The sequence below is a fragment of the Candidatus Flexicrinis affinis genome (assembly GCA_016716525.1).
Lineage (GTDB): Bacteria > Chloroflexota > Anaerolineae > Aggregatilineales > Phototrophicaceae > Flexicrinis > Flexicrinis affinis.
In genome coordinates this window covers 411970-427334 of sequence record JADJWE010000001.1, presented here as the reverse complement: position 1 = coordinate 427334, position 15365 = coordinate 411970, and the positions used below count along the sequence as shown (strand labels likewise).

General features: G+C 63.1%; 5 protein-coding genes. 2 read left to right on the top strand and 3 right to left on the bottom strand.

Annotated elements, in window-relative coordinates; all coding sequences use genetic code 11:
- Window positions 1–74: 74 nt before the first annotated feature.
- Window positions 75–1172: a LacI family DNA-binding transcriptional regulator gene (locus tag IPM16_01680; GenBank protein ID MBK9121821.1), complete on the top strand. Its 1098-nt coding sequence runs from the start codon at window positions 75–77 to the stop codon at window positions 1170–1172.
- Between the two features lie 213 nt (window positions 1173–1385).
- A complete protein-coding gene (locus IPM16_01675) occupies window positions 1386–2708 on the top strand; it encodes a beta-glucosidase (protein MBK9121820.1) in 1323 nt (440 codons plus the stop codon).
- A gap of 69 nt (window positions 2709–2777) precedes the next feature.
- Here the strand turns inward: IPM16_01675 and IPM16_01670 are convergent, their stop codons facing one another.
- Genes IPM16_01670 through IPM16_01660 form a run of 3 tightly spaced genes read right to left on the bottom strand, consistent with a single transcriptional unit; the run spans window position 2778 to window position 15348 of the window.
- A complete protein-coding gene (locus IPM16_01670; GenBank protein MBK9121819.1) occupies window positions 2778–6650 on the bottom strand; it encodes a SpoIIE family protein phosphatase in 3873 nt (1290 codons plus the stop codon).
- A gap of 17 nt (window positions 6651–6667) precedes the next feature.
- Window positions 6668–8782 carry an FHA domain-containing protein gene (locus tag IPM16_01665; GenBank protein ID MBK9121818.1) on the bottom strand — a complete coding sequence of 705 codons (2115 nt, stop codon included), beginning with the start codon at window positions 8780–8782 and terminating at the stop codon, window positions 6668–6670.
- Window positions 8779–15348, bottom strand: a complete 6570-nt coding sequence (locus tag IPM16_01660; protein ID MBK9121817.1) for a protein kinase — start codon at window positions 15346–15348, stop codon at window positions 8779–8781. The genes IPM16_01665 and IPM16_01660 overlap by 4 nt, the downstream gene beginning before the upstream one ends.
- Between the last annotated feature and the right edge of the window lie 17 nt (window positions 15349–15365).

Here is a 15365-nt window from a genome sequence, read left to right as displayed (position 1 = left end):
TGTTAGAGTCTGAGGAATATGGGAGCGCTCCCACACGTAGTGAATCGTTTCTGTTTTTTGGGAATCCTTTTTGTATGTCCGATAAACCCTTGTACGACAAACGTGCACTCAACCTCGAGGATATCGGGGCGCGTGCCGGCGTTTCACGGTCCACCGTCAGCCGCGTCGTCAACAACGATCCGAACGTCAGCGATGCGACACGTGCCAAGGTACTACGCGTCATCGAAGAGATCGGCTATACGCCAAACGCTGCCGCGCGTGCGCTAGTGACAAAGCGCACTCAGGTGATTGGCGTGCTCATCCCCCAACGGCTGAGCACGATCTTCAACGAGCCGTACTACTTTCCTGCGCTGCTGCACGGCATCGCATCCGTGATCAACGCACGCGACTATTCGATGATGCTCTGGGTCGAGGAAGATCAGGGCGATCCGCGGCGATTCTACGAACGAATCATCATGAACCGTCTAATCGACGGTCTGGTGATCGTTTCGCTCAGTCACAAGAGCGCCATCATCGGCCAACTGTCGCGCGTCGAGCTCCCGATTGTGTTCACCGAGCGCCCGCCAAACGGGCTGGAGCACCACGCTTACGTCACGATCGACAATATCGCCGCGTTTCAGCAGATCGTACAGCACTTGATTCAGTTGGGACGCCAACGGATTGGCACGGTCAGCGGCGATTTGACTAACCCAGACGCGGTTGAGCGACTCATCGGCTACCGCAATGCGTTGAACGACGCCGGAATTCCCTACGACTCCAGCATCGTTGCCGACGGCAATTTCTCGCGGCAATCGGGGTACCTCGCCGCGCGAACGTTGGTCACGCGGGGTGCGGATGCCATCGTCGCTGCCAACGATCAGGCAGCGCTGGGCGTGCTCGACGCGCTGAGCGAGCTGCGGCGGCACGTCCCGGAACAGATTGCTGTGACGGGTTTTGACGACCTGCCAGCGGCCGCGCACAGTTCGCCACCACTCACGACGGTCCGTCAACCTGTACAAGAACGTGGAGCACGCGCCGCTCAACTTCTGCTCGACCTCATTGAGGGGGTCGAGCACGAAACACCACACGTTCTGCTGCCTACCGAACTTGTCGTTCGGACGAGCTGTGGGGCACATCTCCATTCCGGCACGACGCGATCATTCGAGGAGTATGCGAGCTTCATTGACGAGTAGGCGTCAGCCGACATGCTGGAGATCCCAGCGGCATCGATCACGTTGTACGCAATCCCGCCGGGCGGATAACGCCGCCTGACGCGCGCCGCTGGCGAGCAAGATGCGCGCAGACAGCACTCCACAGGTGAAGCAGCGGTATCACCCGTGAATTCGCGATGTTTGCGCAATGGCAAGCAGGTTCTGCGTTATTGCACCCATCCTCAGGGGGTTGATATGAGTTTGCCGCAAGACTTTGTATGGGGCGCTGCGACGTCGAGCTACCAGATCGAAGGCTCGGTGGGCGGTGGCCGTGGCGAATGCATTTGGCATCGGTTCTCGCATACGCCGGGTAAGGTGGTCAACGATGACAATGGCGACCGCGCCTGCGACCACGTGCACTTGTTCCGTGACGATGTCGCGCTCATGAAAGAACTCGGTCTGCACGCCTATCGATTCTCGACTGCTTGGGCGCGGATGCTGCCCAACGGCACTGGCGCGGTCAACGCCGAAGGGTTGGATTTCTACGACGCACTTGTCGACAGTCTGTTGGCCGCGAAAATCACACCGTATCTCACCCTCTATCACTGGGATCTGCCGCAGGCGCTGCAAGACCGCGGCGGGTGGGAGAATCCCGACAGTGTCAAGTGGTTCGTGGAATACGCGGAGGTCGCTGCCCGAAGGCTCGGTGATCGTGTCAAAGACTGGATCACGCACAACGAGCCGTGGTGTACGGCCTTCTTGGGCAACTTGATCGGCGCGCACGCGCCGGGCAAGCACGATCCCAAGGCCGCCTTCCGCGTCGCGCATCACGTGATGATCTCGCATGGCGCGGCGGTGAAGGCGATTCGCGCCGCCGTTCCGGACGCGCGTGTCGGCATCGCCATCAACATGAACGGCATCACCCCGGCCAGCGACCGCGAGGAGGACCTGCGCGCAGCGCAGATACAAGACGCGTTTGCCAATCGCTGGTTCCTCGACCCGGCCTTCCGCGGCACGTATCCCGCGGACCTCATTCCGCTGCTTGGCGACGCGCTGGACGGGCTTGACCTCGCCGCCATCTCCGAAGCCGCCCAGCCAATCGACTTCATGGGTCTCAATTACTACCAGCGGAATGTGTTCGCCTACGACGCGGATGCGCCGCTGGGCATCAAGGAAATCCGCACACCGGATGTCCACCGCACGGTGATGGGCTGGGAAGTGCATCCGCAGTCGCTGACCGACATCTTGGTTAGGCTTAGAGACGACTACGCACCGGCGGCCATCTATATCACCGAAAACGGCGCGGCCTACGATGACCCCGCGCCGGTGAACGGCGTCGTTGACGATGCGGATCGGGTCGCTTACTTGCACGGTCATTTCGAGGCGACCAAGACCGCAGTCGACTTGGGCGTGCCGGTCAAGGGCTTCTTCGTGTGGAGCCTGCTCGACAACTTCGAGTGGGCCGAAGGCTACAGTAAACGGTTTGGGATCGTGCACGTCGATTTCGAGACACTCAAGCGCACACCGAAGGCCAGTGCGCGCTTCTTGCAGAGCGTTATCGCCCATCAGCCCGTCTAGTCGTCACTAGACCGTCAAACAACAAAACAGGGGCCGCGCGGCCCCTGTTTTATTCTCCAGTCCTTAGCCCTACAGCGTATCGCGCCGTCGCGGCCATAGCACTACCCCAGCCACACCGCCAAGAACGAGCACGAGCGGAAGCGAACTGCTGCCGTTGCCCGGAGCCGGATCTACAGGTCGCGGCGGGATGCCACCGCCCATGAACGGTATCGGCGTTTCGGTGTCCGTCGGCGTAAACGTGATCGATGGCGTGAAGGTGCGCGTGAGCGTCGCGGTGAACGTGTTCGACGGCGTAAACGTGTCGGACGGCGTGAACGTAATCGACGGCGTGAGCGTCTCGGTCGGTGTCTCTGTGAGCGTCTCCGTCGGCGTAAACGTCAGGGTATTGGTCGGCGTGAACGTCGGCGTGTTGGTCGGCGTGTCGGACGGCGTGACACCCGGCGGCAGCGTACTGGTCTCGGTCGGGGTGCGCGTCGCCGTGGGCGTGAACGACGGCGTATTCGTGATCGTCGGCGAGATCGACGGATCGAGCGTGAAGCTCGCGGTAAATGTCGGCGTGTTGGTCGGCGTATTGGACGGCGTGAACGTCGACGTGTTCGTCGGGGTATTGGTCGGCGTGTCGGTCGCGGTGTTGGTCACCGTAAACGTCGGCGTGAACGTCGGCGTTTCCGTAAAGGTCGGTGTCAACGTGAACGTCGGCGTGTCTGTCGGCGTTTCCGTAGCCGTTCCCGTCACAGTCGACGTCGCGGTATTGGTCGCGGTCGGCGTATCGGTCGCCGTCGGCGTGTTGGTCGCGGTCGGTGTGAACGTCAACGTGAACGTCGATGTCGGCTGTGTCGGAGTCGATGTCGGCGTATCCGTCGCGGTCGGCGTAAACGTCCGCGTGAAGGTCGGCGTGTCGCTCGGCGTACTGGTTGCCGTCGGGGTGTCGGTCGGCGTAAACGTGAACGTTGGTTGCACGGTCTGGCACAGTGCGGGATTGCCACCCCCACCCGGGGTACACGTCGGCAGCGGCGTATTCGTGAACTCCAACGTGAAGGTCGGCGTAAACGTCGGAGTGTCCGTCGCGGTTGGCGTAAACGTGCGCGTGAACGTCGGGGTGTTCGACGGCGTATCCGTCGCCGTTGGCGTGTTCGTCGGTGTCAGCGTGTTAGTCGGCGTATTCGACGGAGTCAGCGAGAATGCCGGATCGACGGTGTTGGTCGCTGACGGCGTCAAGGTATTCGTGGCTGTCGACGTCGGTGTAGCTGTCGGCGTGTTCGTCGCAGTTGGCGTTACCGTGCCGGTTGACGTGTTTGTCGGTGTCGGCGTGAACGTCCGCGTGAACGTCCCCGTCAGCGTGTTGGTGGGCGTGCGGGTGAACGTCGGGGTATTCGACGGGGTGAACGTGAACGTCGACGTAAACGTGTTCGAGGGCGTGAACGTATTCGACGGCGTAAACGTGTTGGACGGCGTGAAGGTCGGCGTCGGTGACAAGGTGCGCGTGAATGTCGGCGTGAACGACGGCGTGAACGTATTGGTGTTCGGTTCTGCCGTATTGGTGAACGTGTTGGTCGGCGTGAAGGTACGCGTGAACGTCGGGGTAAACGTGTTCGACTGCGTCGGAGAGACCGTAAGCGTGTCGGTAGGTGTATTGGACGGCGTGGGCGACAACGTGTTAGTTGGCGTGTTTGTAAGCGACGGAGTCGTGGTCAGCGTCGGTGAAGCCGTGTTCGTGCGCGTATTCGTAAACGTCGCGGTAGTCGCCGGCGTGCGCGTCGAAGTCGGTGGAATGATCGGCGTGCGGGTCGGCGTTTGGGTCGGTGTGCGAGTCTGCGTGGCTGTCGACGTGCGCACCGACGTTGCTGTGGGCGAACGTGAGGGCGTCGGCGTAAACGTGATCGTCACGGCCGTGCCGCTGACGGTGATCTCGATACCCGCCACAATCGCCGGGGTATCGGTCGGCACGATCGTGCCCTCAGGACACCCTTCGTTGTTCGGATCGCCGGCCTCGAACGGGCATGCATCGTCCACGTCGTTGACCCCATCACCGTCGATATCGGGGACCGGCGTGAAGGTCGCCAGCGGGCAACCTTGATTCTCCGGCGGCCCTGCTTCTTCGGGGCATAGATCGTCGATGCTGGCAACCAGATCGGCGTCTGGATCGGGGCACCCGAACGTTTCAACCGGGCCGGGCTCGGTTTCGCACCGGTCGACTGGATACGGCACCGTATCGCCGTCGAGGTCCAGTGCGTCGCCCAAGCACGAAATCAGTTCGTCGTTGCCGGTAAGCAGGACGACCGAGTCGTAATATAGCTTCACTTCTTCGTAAACGGTCGGCCCGCGCGAGATTACCGTCTCATCGACCAGATCGAGCAGCACACGCTCGCCAGGATTCATCTCCTGCGGTTCCTGGTCAGGCAGCAGGAACGTACAGTCGCCGCGCTGACCGGTGAAACACGTCAGCGCAAGCTTGTCGTTGTCGCCCGGGATTTCAAGGTCGCCGGGGATTTGCTTGGCGGCCAAACACTCGGTCTTGGCGTCGAATGCGATGTCCTCAGACTGCTGGAACTGCATCGCGATTCCGCCGTTCTGGAACGTGCCGGCGTTGATGTAGACATCGCCTTCCGGATACAGCTCGAAGTCGAGCCGTTCCTCCCCCTCGATGCTGGTGTTGGCACCGAACAGCTCGAGGAGGGTATCGGGTTGAAGAAACACATTGGCGGGGACCAGTCCGGGCGGCACCGGATCGAGCCCGTCCAGAATCATGAAGTTCAGTTCGGGCGAGAAGACCAGTCTTCCCGTGATGACCGGAACTTGGGTTCCGCTCAGGAATCGCTGGATGCCGGCCTCGTTCTGTGAGACACGCGTCGGCCGGGCGGTGGCGGTGAACGTCGCCGTCGCCGTCGGCGATGGACTGGCGGTCGGTGACGGTGTTGCCGTCCAGCTCAACCGCACGACTGCGTCCTGGATCGCCGTCTGCGTGTTCTCAATCGTCACCCGCCGCGACTCGGCAGCGAGGAACTGCGTGAACAGGAAGATGATGACCAGCGAAACGATCGCCGCGGTCACGCCGAAGCCGATCCGCTGTGCACGGGTTAATCCCGCGCCAAAGCGGACGGGGCGGCGGCGCGGTGAGTCGACGAACAACAGCGATATGGCGATGTTGTCGCCCGGCGAGCGGCCCGTCGCGTAGCGCATGAGCGACTGCCCGGCACGCTCGACGTTGTCGTCGAGCCCATGGCGCACGATTTCGTCTTCGCGCAGGAATGGTTTGTTGTCGGCCTTGGAGGCCTCGAACAGGCCATCTGACGCGGCGAGCAGCGTGTCGCCCTCGCGCAGCGGAACGCCCGCCTGCCCGATCCGGAATGCACGCCGCGACGTCACGAAAGGGCGCCCGCGCTCCGCGTAGATTCCGATGTCGACATGGACATCGTTGCTCACGCCGATCGAGCGCGTCACGTATTCTGCGTTTTCCAGCAGACGCGCTTCTTCCTCGCTCATCTGCCCGGCGTAGATATACTCGTTCGCCAGCGTATGGTCGATGTTGAGGCGCGCCAGCTTGCCGTCTCGAACCATAAGCAGGCGCGTATCGCCGACGCTTGCGACGTACAACCGGCCGTATGGGTCTGTGTCGTTGACATGAACTGCCAACACACCGACCGTGGAAGTCCCTGCCCCGCGCAGTTCGCTGTACACGACTGCGTTGGCGCGTTCGACCGATCGCACCAACATACGCGGCACGTGGGTTTCGGTCGAAATCTGAATCGCTTCGAGAATTGTCTTGGTGGTCAGGCGTGCGGCCAATTCACCGGCTTCGCCACCGCCCGCGCCGTCCGCCACGATGGCGACATGCAGCGTCAAGCCGCCTGCCGTCGTGACGACGGCATCAGCAGAGTAGTCCTCGAGACGATCGCGTGAGGCGATGTCTCGGGTGCTGAAGGCGGTGAATTTCTCGGCCATGGTTCATCAGCCCGGCGTCAAACCGGGCTGTAATCCTCTCCAATTTCCGCGTCGTCATCGGCCGCGGCGCGAATGCCCAGCGCGGACGGATAACTCACGGTATCCACCGTCGTCGTGATCCGGGTGCTCATCCGCTCGGTCGCCACGTCGTCCATCTGATAATCGACGTTAACGACTGTATCCGGATCCCACAGCTCAAAGACGACGTTGCGCGTGATCTCTACCTCGGACCCGTTGGGCACGACGACATCGCGTTCAGGCGCCAGCCGCTCGCCGTTGACGAAGGTGCCGTTCTTGCTCCCTAGATCGCGCAGCAGGAAGCGCCCTCCTCGATACTGTAACACACAATGCCTCGGGCTGATAAACGGGGCCTCAATGGAATAGTCGATTCCATCAGCCAACTTGCGTCCGATGGTGAACTCGGACTTGTCAATCTTGACTTCCTGCGGCGGCAGCCCTCGCTTGACGATCAGCCGCCCAACGACGACGCCGGGCTTTACCTCCCCGTTGTCGCCACTATCCGCGGCGACCATCTTCGGCGACGACCCGTCCTCTGGCAGCGGCGTCGGCATGTCGAGCAGCGACTCGATTCGGGCCTGATCGTAGGCGAGCTGCCGGCGCACCCTGCGCAGCCTAAGCAGCAGCGCGGCAGTGATGCCGGACAGCGCCACAGCGAGGATGGCGAACGCCCGTACGAGGTCGTTCGAGCTTTGGCCCAGCACTGTGTTGGCCGACCTGACGGAGACGATAGGTACGGCAGTCGGCACAGCGGTCGGCACGAGCGTCGCGGTGGGCGGAACCGGTGTGAAGGTCGCGGTAGGAGGCAGCGGCGTAGCGGTCGGCAAGGGTGGCAAGGCCGCAACGGCAACCGTCGCCAACTGATCGGCGCTTCCGGTCAAGCCGAGTTCGTCGGTCACCGTAACGGTTACGCGTACCGAACTGCTGGTCCCCGGTGCGTCGTAGTCGGCAAGTTCCCACGGAATCACATAACTTCCATCGCTTGCTGGCTGCGGGTCGACTTCCAAGCGTGACTGCAACACCACGCCGCGCGCGGCGTCGGTCACCTCGAGCTGCAGCGCAGAGAGTTCGCGTGGGACCGCGTCGGGGAAGCGCACATAGACTGCAACGTCGGCTGAATTGACGTCGTAACTGACCGAACCGTCGTCGGCACGGCGCGGCCGGCGCGCCGCCGAAATTGACGGATTGGCGAACTCGACGACCGGCGCTTCAAACTGCCGTTCGTAGCTGAACGGCACGCTGACGACTTCGTTGAAGCCGACCTGCGCGCTCAATGTCAGCTGCGGTTCGGGCGTGAGGTCTAGCGCGGTCGATCGATAAGTAATATCGAAAACAGTACGGCTGGCGTCCAACGCGTCGTACAGCACTTTCAGCGCGCCGATGGCTTGCGGCGTATCGTCGGTCACCAGCGATCCCGTCAGGTTGTTGACGAAGATGCCATTGGCCGCGGACGCCATGCGTCTCAAGAATTCGGTAAACGGCTCGCGGAAGGAATGGACCTGCACAATGTTGAGAGGCACACCGGCAGACCGGAACGCATCTGCCGCCCGGGTCTCGTCTTCGTCGTTGATGAACGACGTCACGAACAACGCCTGCGTCACCCGCGTCGGATCGGCGGCCGATTCGGCGAGCGCGCCTGCGGCGGCGACAAGCGGATCCTCAACGAGGAAGTAGCCGCGCGCGACCGTCAACCCGTCGATCAGTGCGTCGATCTCGGCTGCGGTGGTCGCCGTCGAATTCTGGGGCGCCACACCCGTGAGTACCGTAAACTGCACGTCGTCGCCGTCGCGGAAGTACGAGTCGAAGTAGGCGCGCAGCGTGCGCTGAATCAGCCCGACCTCGCTGTTCACGCTCAAGTTGATGATGACGCCCAACGTCATCGGCAAGCGCGGATCGGCCGTAACGGACAAGTCGGTAAACGGTTCGTCGATGCTGAAGTTGAGCGGGCTCAACGCCCCCAACTGGCGCGGGTCGATGCCCTCGAGTCGAACCGACAGCGAGATGACATCGTCCTCGGCGGTGGCAGGAGTCAGGACAGTGATACGCGGGTCGAACTGCGCCTGCGCTGCCGAGAACGCGACGAGCAGCAGCACGAATAGCATCAGGCGCTTCATGGCGTGCCTCCGCCGGTGCGCCGTTCGACCAACGCACGATAGACCGGGCGCTCGACCACGGTCGTCTCGGAGGGTGTATAGAGCAGGCTGTAGCCCGCGTACTCGTTGGCCGACTGCACCGCCGACTCGTTGGCGAAGTTCAAATTCCACAGGAACATCGGCCCCATGAAGTTCAGCCCCTGCGCGATGCGAAAGGCATCGAGAATGTAGTCGGCATGGTCATCTGCGCTCAGGCGGACCATCCACGGTTCCGGCGCGGTGCCGGGCAGATCCTCCCACGTCGTCCAGCCGAATTCGGTCGCCCACAGGAGCAGGTCGCCATGGCCGTTGCGCCGCATCAGGGACCGGTACGCCGAGAGCGTGTCAAGCATGAAGAACTGCGCGCGGTCGTCCCATCCCGAGCCGTCGGGCGCGCAGCAGCGCTCGCCGGGCGCATTGCTCCAACTGTACGGGTGCACGCCAATGGCAATGTCGTCGTAGTCGCCTAGGCCAGCCTCGTACATCTCGCGCAAAAACCGCCGGTCGTTGATCGACCCTTCGGTCGTCGACGTCGGAGATAGGCCCGCGGTGATGATCGAAGTGCGGCTCGAATGGGAGCGGATAGCCCGATACGCCGCGTCGAAGAGTTCCATGTATCCCGCGCCGCTAAATTCTAATGCGCGCGTATCCCATTCGCGGCGGATGTTCGGCTCGTTCCACACCTCGATGGCGTCGACCTCGGTGCCGATCTGCTCCAACATCAACGTGATGAACCGGCCGAGGTCGCGCGGATCGTCAGGCGGACCGGCTTGGCCGGTGCTGGACGACCGGGTCCACGACGGCGCCTTCGCAATGCTGACGAGCACGCGATAGCCACGCGTGCGGGCATCACGCACCGCTGCCGCAAACGACTGGAATCCTTCGCTCAACCGCCCCGGCTCGGACTGAAGCAGGCCCCAATCGGCCTGCATCTTGATCCAACCCACGCCCACGGGACCGGCAAAGTCAAGCACCTGCCGCCACTGGTCGGACGGCACGTACCAGTTCACCTGCACACCCATCAAGCGCGAGTTCAGGTTCGCCACCCGCACCGGGCTGGCGAGCGCGGCTTCTTCGTCGGCGGCTTGTTCTTCGTCCTCGCCATCGCCTTCCAAGCCCGGCGGAGCGATATAGTACTCTTCCCCTTCGCCTTCGGCCGTCCACCCGTTGAGGTCGCCGAACTGCACCTGCCACCAGCGCAGCTGCGCTACGTCGTCGCACTCCGGACCGCCGTTGATGATGAACACCGACCCGGGCGGCATGAATCCTACGATCTCCGCCTCCGGATTCGGCTCGGCACGCAGCCGATTGGCGACTCCGCCGGGTTCGACGATGGCTTGCATCCCGATCGCCACCCGTGACGGCACCGGCGAACCCGGACATACGTCCCCGACCGTGCCGGGGATCGTCGGGAATGGCGTGATGGTCGGCGTCGCCCGCATCATCGGGAAGGGGTCTTCGGCGTCAGGAATCTCGTCGCCATCGCTGTCGACGTTGAGCGGGTTTGTCCCGTTGGCGATCTCGGTGCCATCGGGAATTCCGTCCTCGTCGGTATCCTGCTTGAGCGGGTTCGTCCCGTAAACCAGCACTTCCTGACCGTCGGTCAGGCCGTCTCCGTCGGTATCCGGGTTGTCTGGCAGCGTACCCAGCTCGCCTTCGCGGATGTTCGAAAGCTGATCGCCGTCCGAATCTGCGAGGGCCAGTGCCGTGGGAGTCTCGGCCACGAAGGTCGCTACGGCATTCGCGGTGATCGTCGCTTGGCTGTCACGATACGCGATGATCTGCGTCGCGGCGAACGCGCCGATAACGCCGCATAGAATCAGCAGCAGCAGCGCCGCGCCGATAATCCACGTCGGCAAGCGCGATGGTACGACCAGCTCGCCGGTTAGCACGCGCGGCCCGCCGCTTTGTTCGGTCGGCGTCGGGATCACCTGAACTTCAAACGGGAGAATCTTGGTCTGTCCGAACCAGTGACGCCGGCTCGGCCACACCCGAATCGGGATGTATTCGGTCTGCCCCGGCGCGAGCGTATACTGCTTGCCGGCCGCGTCGAAGCGCACCATCTGCTCGCGGTCGCGGGTCTGCAGGCTGTACTTGGCAACCGTGTTGCCAGTGTTCTTGATGACCAATTCGCACCGACCGCGCCGGTTGAGGCGCTGCGGGTCGAGGTCGGTGGTGAACGTGTAGTACGGCGTGACCTCAAGCGCGACTTGCTGTGCCGACGACGAAATACCCTGCGCGCGCGCCGACACGCGAATTTCGACCGCATGACCGCCGGCAGCACTGGCCGACGACATGGGCGGATGAAACGTGATCGAGGTCGAATCGCGGGTATTGGGCAGCAGGTACAGCGACTGCGTCGGCTGAGTCACCCACCCGGCCGGCAAACCGAGGGCTTCAACCCGAAAGTGGTCGACCACGTCCGACCGGTTGATGACCTCGATCGGCAGGCTGATCGTACTTCCCGGAGTCACCTTGAGGCTGGCCGAACCGACCACGACGCCGATCTTCTCCGGTTCAAGCGGCTTGACGATCACTTGAATCGGCGCAGGTTCTTCCTCGACATTGGTGCGCGTGTCGTACGGACCCGGCCCGCGACCGTTGGACTCCTCGGGCTTCAACGGCGATTCGACGCGCACCCAGAAGTTCCCGATCCGCAGCGACTCGGCGCGATCCCACGTCTCGGCCACGCCTCGGACGAGCTTGTAGTCGCCCAGAAACGTCCCGTTCTTGCTGCCGAGGTCGATTACCCGGTAGACGTCGCCAAGTCCGCGCTCGATGCGCACATGCCTGCGGCTGACCTTGTCGCCGTTCAGCACGATATCCTGATCGCTGCCGCGACCGACCGTCAGCACCGGCTTGTCGAATGGTACGACACGCGTCGGCGACTCCTCGCTGTAGAACACGAGCTGATCGACGCGAGCGCCGCCAAAACTCGGGACGCGCGTCGGCCGCGGCATCGAGTCGGGGATCGGCTTCGGCATCAACGCCGTCATCAAGTCGTCTACCACCACGCTCGGGTCGGCGGCGCTGGCCGCGCCGTCGTCGACTGCCACCGTCGACGTGCGCTGCAAGGCGCGTGCCACGTCGATCGCGGTCTGATAGCGATTGTTGGGGTTCTTGTCCAACATCCGCAGCAGGACTTTTTCGAGGTCGTCATGTACGTCTGCGCGCGTGTCGCTCGGCATGCGAATGCGCTCATGCGTGTGCATGCGGATCGCTTCGGCGATCGAACGGGGCTGGAACGGCGGCTGACCGACCAGCAGTTCGTACAGGATCACGCCCAACTCGTAGATGTTGGTGCGGATGTCGACGCGCTCGCCGAGGCACACCTCCGGCGACAGATAGGCGTACTCCATTTCCGGCTTATCGGTGATGAAGATATCGCCGCTGTCGCTGTACTGCGCCACGCTGAAGTCGGTCATGACCGGCGTGTAGTTGACGATCGGGCCGATCACCGCCGATTGGCGCAGCACGAGGTTTTCGGGCTTCATCGAACGATGAATCATGCCCTGCTGATGCGCATAATGCAGCCCATCGGCAATCTGCATCACCATCTGCACGGCATCGCGCACGGCGATCTGCTTGTTGGACTGGCGCGTCTCGCCGATGTATCGCCGCATGCTGTTGCCTGCGACGAACTCCTGCACCATGAACAGCTCGTTGTCGACGTTGTCATACGACAGCACGCGCACGATGTTCGGATGGTCGAGGCGGCTGAGCATGCGGGCTTCTTGCAGGAAGCGCTGCTTGCGGGCATCATCGGCCGCGAGGTTCGGGTGCATGATCTTGAGCGCGACGACGCGGTCCAGCGGGAGCTCGGTGGCTTTGTACACTGCCGCGAGGTTGTTCTGACCGACGAATCGGTCAATGCGGTAATTCTTGATTCGCGTGCCGACAAGCCGCCGCTGATCGCGCTCGCTGCCGATACTCAGCGGGTCGAAGATGCGATTGCCTTGCTCGAACTTGACCCAGTAATTGCCAATCCGCAGCAGTTCGGTCTTTTCCCACAGCACCTGCGTATTGGGCACCAGCAGCGTGTCGCCGACCCACGTCCCGTTGGTCGAGTCTTTGTCGGTGACGTACAGGTTGCCGTCCGGCTTGAGCTCGAGCAAGAGGTGCTCGCGGCTCACGCGCTTGCCGTCGAGCTGCACAGATTGTGTTTCGCCACGGCCAATGGTGAAGATTTCCTCGTCCAGCTTGATGATCTGAATCGGGTGATCTTCGCTGAAAAACACGAGCCGGTCGGACGCCTGCATGTCAACCGACAGCGGCGGCGGCGAATAGTGTGGCAGTTCCTCGTCCAGCGGCTTGACCATCTGGACAGTGCGATCGGGGTCTTCGGCCTCGGCCGCGCCAACGGTCGGCACGCCGGTCAGCAGGTTGATGGGGATACGCCGGCGCGCCTCGAACATCAACCAGTAGGTGCCGATGCGCAGCGGTTTCTCCGCTTCAAGGCGAAGCGGCTCATCGACCGGGATACGCACACCGCCATCCAACACGCCGTTGCGGGACTTGGTGTCGATGACCACGACGCGACCGTCACCCAACCGCTCTACCCGCGCGTGGCGGCGCGAGATCGCCGGGTCGTCCAGCACGATGTCGGCAGCGCTGCCACGCCCGATGACCATGCGGTCCTTCTTGAGCGACGCGGTCACCGTCGGTCGGCTTTCGCTGAAGAAGATCAGGCGGTCGAAGCCGACCTGATCCGGCGCGGCCTGCGGCGGCGTAAAGTGCGGCGGCTCGAGCGCCAGCGTGGCTGGCGGAAGGTCGGTCGGAATCGAATCGGCGGCGCTGGCCTTGGGCGCCGCAGGCGCCTGCGGCACGGCCGCAGCGGGTTCCGGCTTAGCAGGTGCCGGTGGCGCTGGTGTCGCAGGTGGCGCCACCGCCGCTGCTGGCGGTTCGGGCGGCATCTGCACCTTAAGCGTCGTTCCCCCGCCGGGTTCAATTGGCGCGGGCGGCGGCGTAACCTGCTCGTCCGGCGGCGGGGTCGGCGCGTCCTCGCCAATCGGCATCGGGACAGCCAGCGTTCGGTCGCCCATCATCGGCGCTGCTGGGGCCGGCGGCGCAGGCGCAGGATCAGGCGCCGGAAGCGGGGTGGCCTCCTCGACCGGCGGGGCCGGCGGCGGGGTCGGCTCGTGCTCGTCGATGCCTTCGATATATTTCAGCGCCGTCAAATCACGCGGGACCGGCGGCTCGTCGTCGGCGGCTTCGATCACCGATCGCAGTTCAAGCTGCATCCAGTAATCGCCAATGCGCACGATGTCGCCCGGCTTGAGCAGTACCGGAATCTCCGGTTCGAGCTTATTCGACCCGAAATAGGTGCCGTTGGTGGTGTGCATGGCGGTGAGCGTGTAGCGGCCGTTGGGCTTGCGCTCAACGGTGACATGCTCGCGCGAGACCTTTTCGCCCAACAGTACAATGTCCTGATCGCTGCCCCGGCCGATGCGCACGAAATCACGATCGGTGAAAGCCACGATTCGGCTGGGCTGGGCTGGGCTGAAGAACACCAGCCGATCCATCATGCGCACATCGGCGTCGGTACTTGGCACTGGCAAGTCCGGCGGAATGCGCTCAGGCAGGGGCCGTGCCATCGTGGCCGTCGTCAGGTCGGTGATGATGACGCCGTCGGTCGGGTCGGGTTCGGGCGCCGCGAGTACGGCAACCGGCGCCGGAGTCTGAACGATCGGGCGCAGCATGGACTGCAAATCCGCCGCGAACTCGGCGGCGGTCTGGTAACGCTTGTTAGGCTCTTTTTGCAGCGCCTTGACGATCACCGCCTCGAGATCGGACGGAAACCCGGCGCGCAGCGCGCTTGGCAGCGGCAGTGGTTCGCGCGTGTGGTAGCGCACCGCCTCGGCAATAGACTTCGGGTTGTACGGCAGCCGTCCGACGGTAAGCTCATACAGCACGATGCCGATGGAGTAGATGTCGCTGCGCTGATCGACCTCCTCGGCCAAGCACTGCTCAGGCGACATGTAGGGGTAGGTGCCGATCGGCTGCTGCTCGGTAACCGCCGACTCGGTGCTGGCCGTCAGCTTGGCGAGGCCGAAGTCGGTCAGGATTGGACGGTAGTTCAGTCGCGCACCGGCCGCATCGGGCTTGAGCAGCACGTTGTCGGGCTTGATGTCGCGGTGGATCATGCCCTGCGTGTGCGCGTAGGCAAGGCCGTCTGTGACCTGATAAACGAGTTCGATGGCTTCCGGGTATTCGAGCGTCCGGCCGTCTTCGTACAGGCGTTTGATGTAGTGGCGCAGATTGCCGCCGGTGATCAGTTCCATGACAAGGAACAGATCGTTATTCAGGTTGTTGAACGACAACACCCGAATGATGTTGGGATGATCGAGCTTGGCCGCCGCGCGCGCTTCCTGTAGAAAGCGGCGCTGAAAACTCTGCTGCACCGCCAAATGGGGGTGCATGAGTTTGATCGCAACTTGCCGCTGCAGGCGCAGGTCGGTCGCGCGATACACCGCCGCCATCCCGCCCTGACCTAGCATGAAGTCGATGCGGTAATGCTCGATGGTCTTACCGATCATCCCGTCAGGCATTGCCGCCCATTTCTATC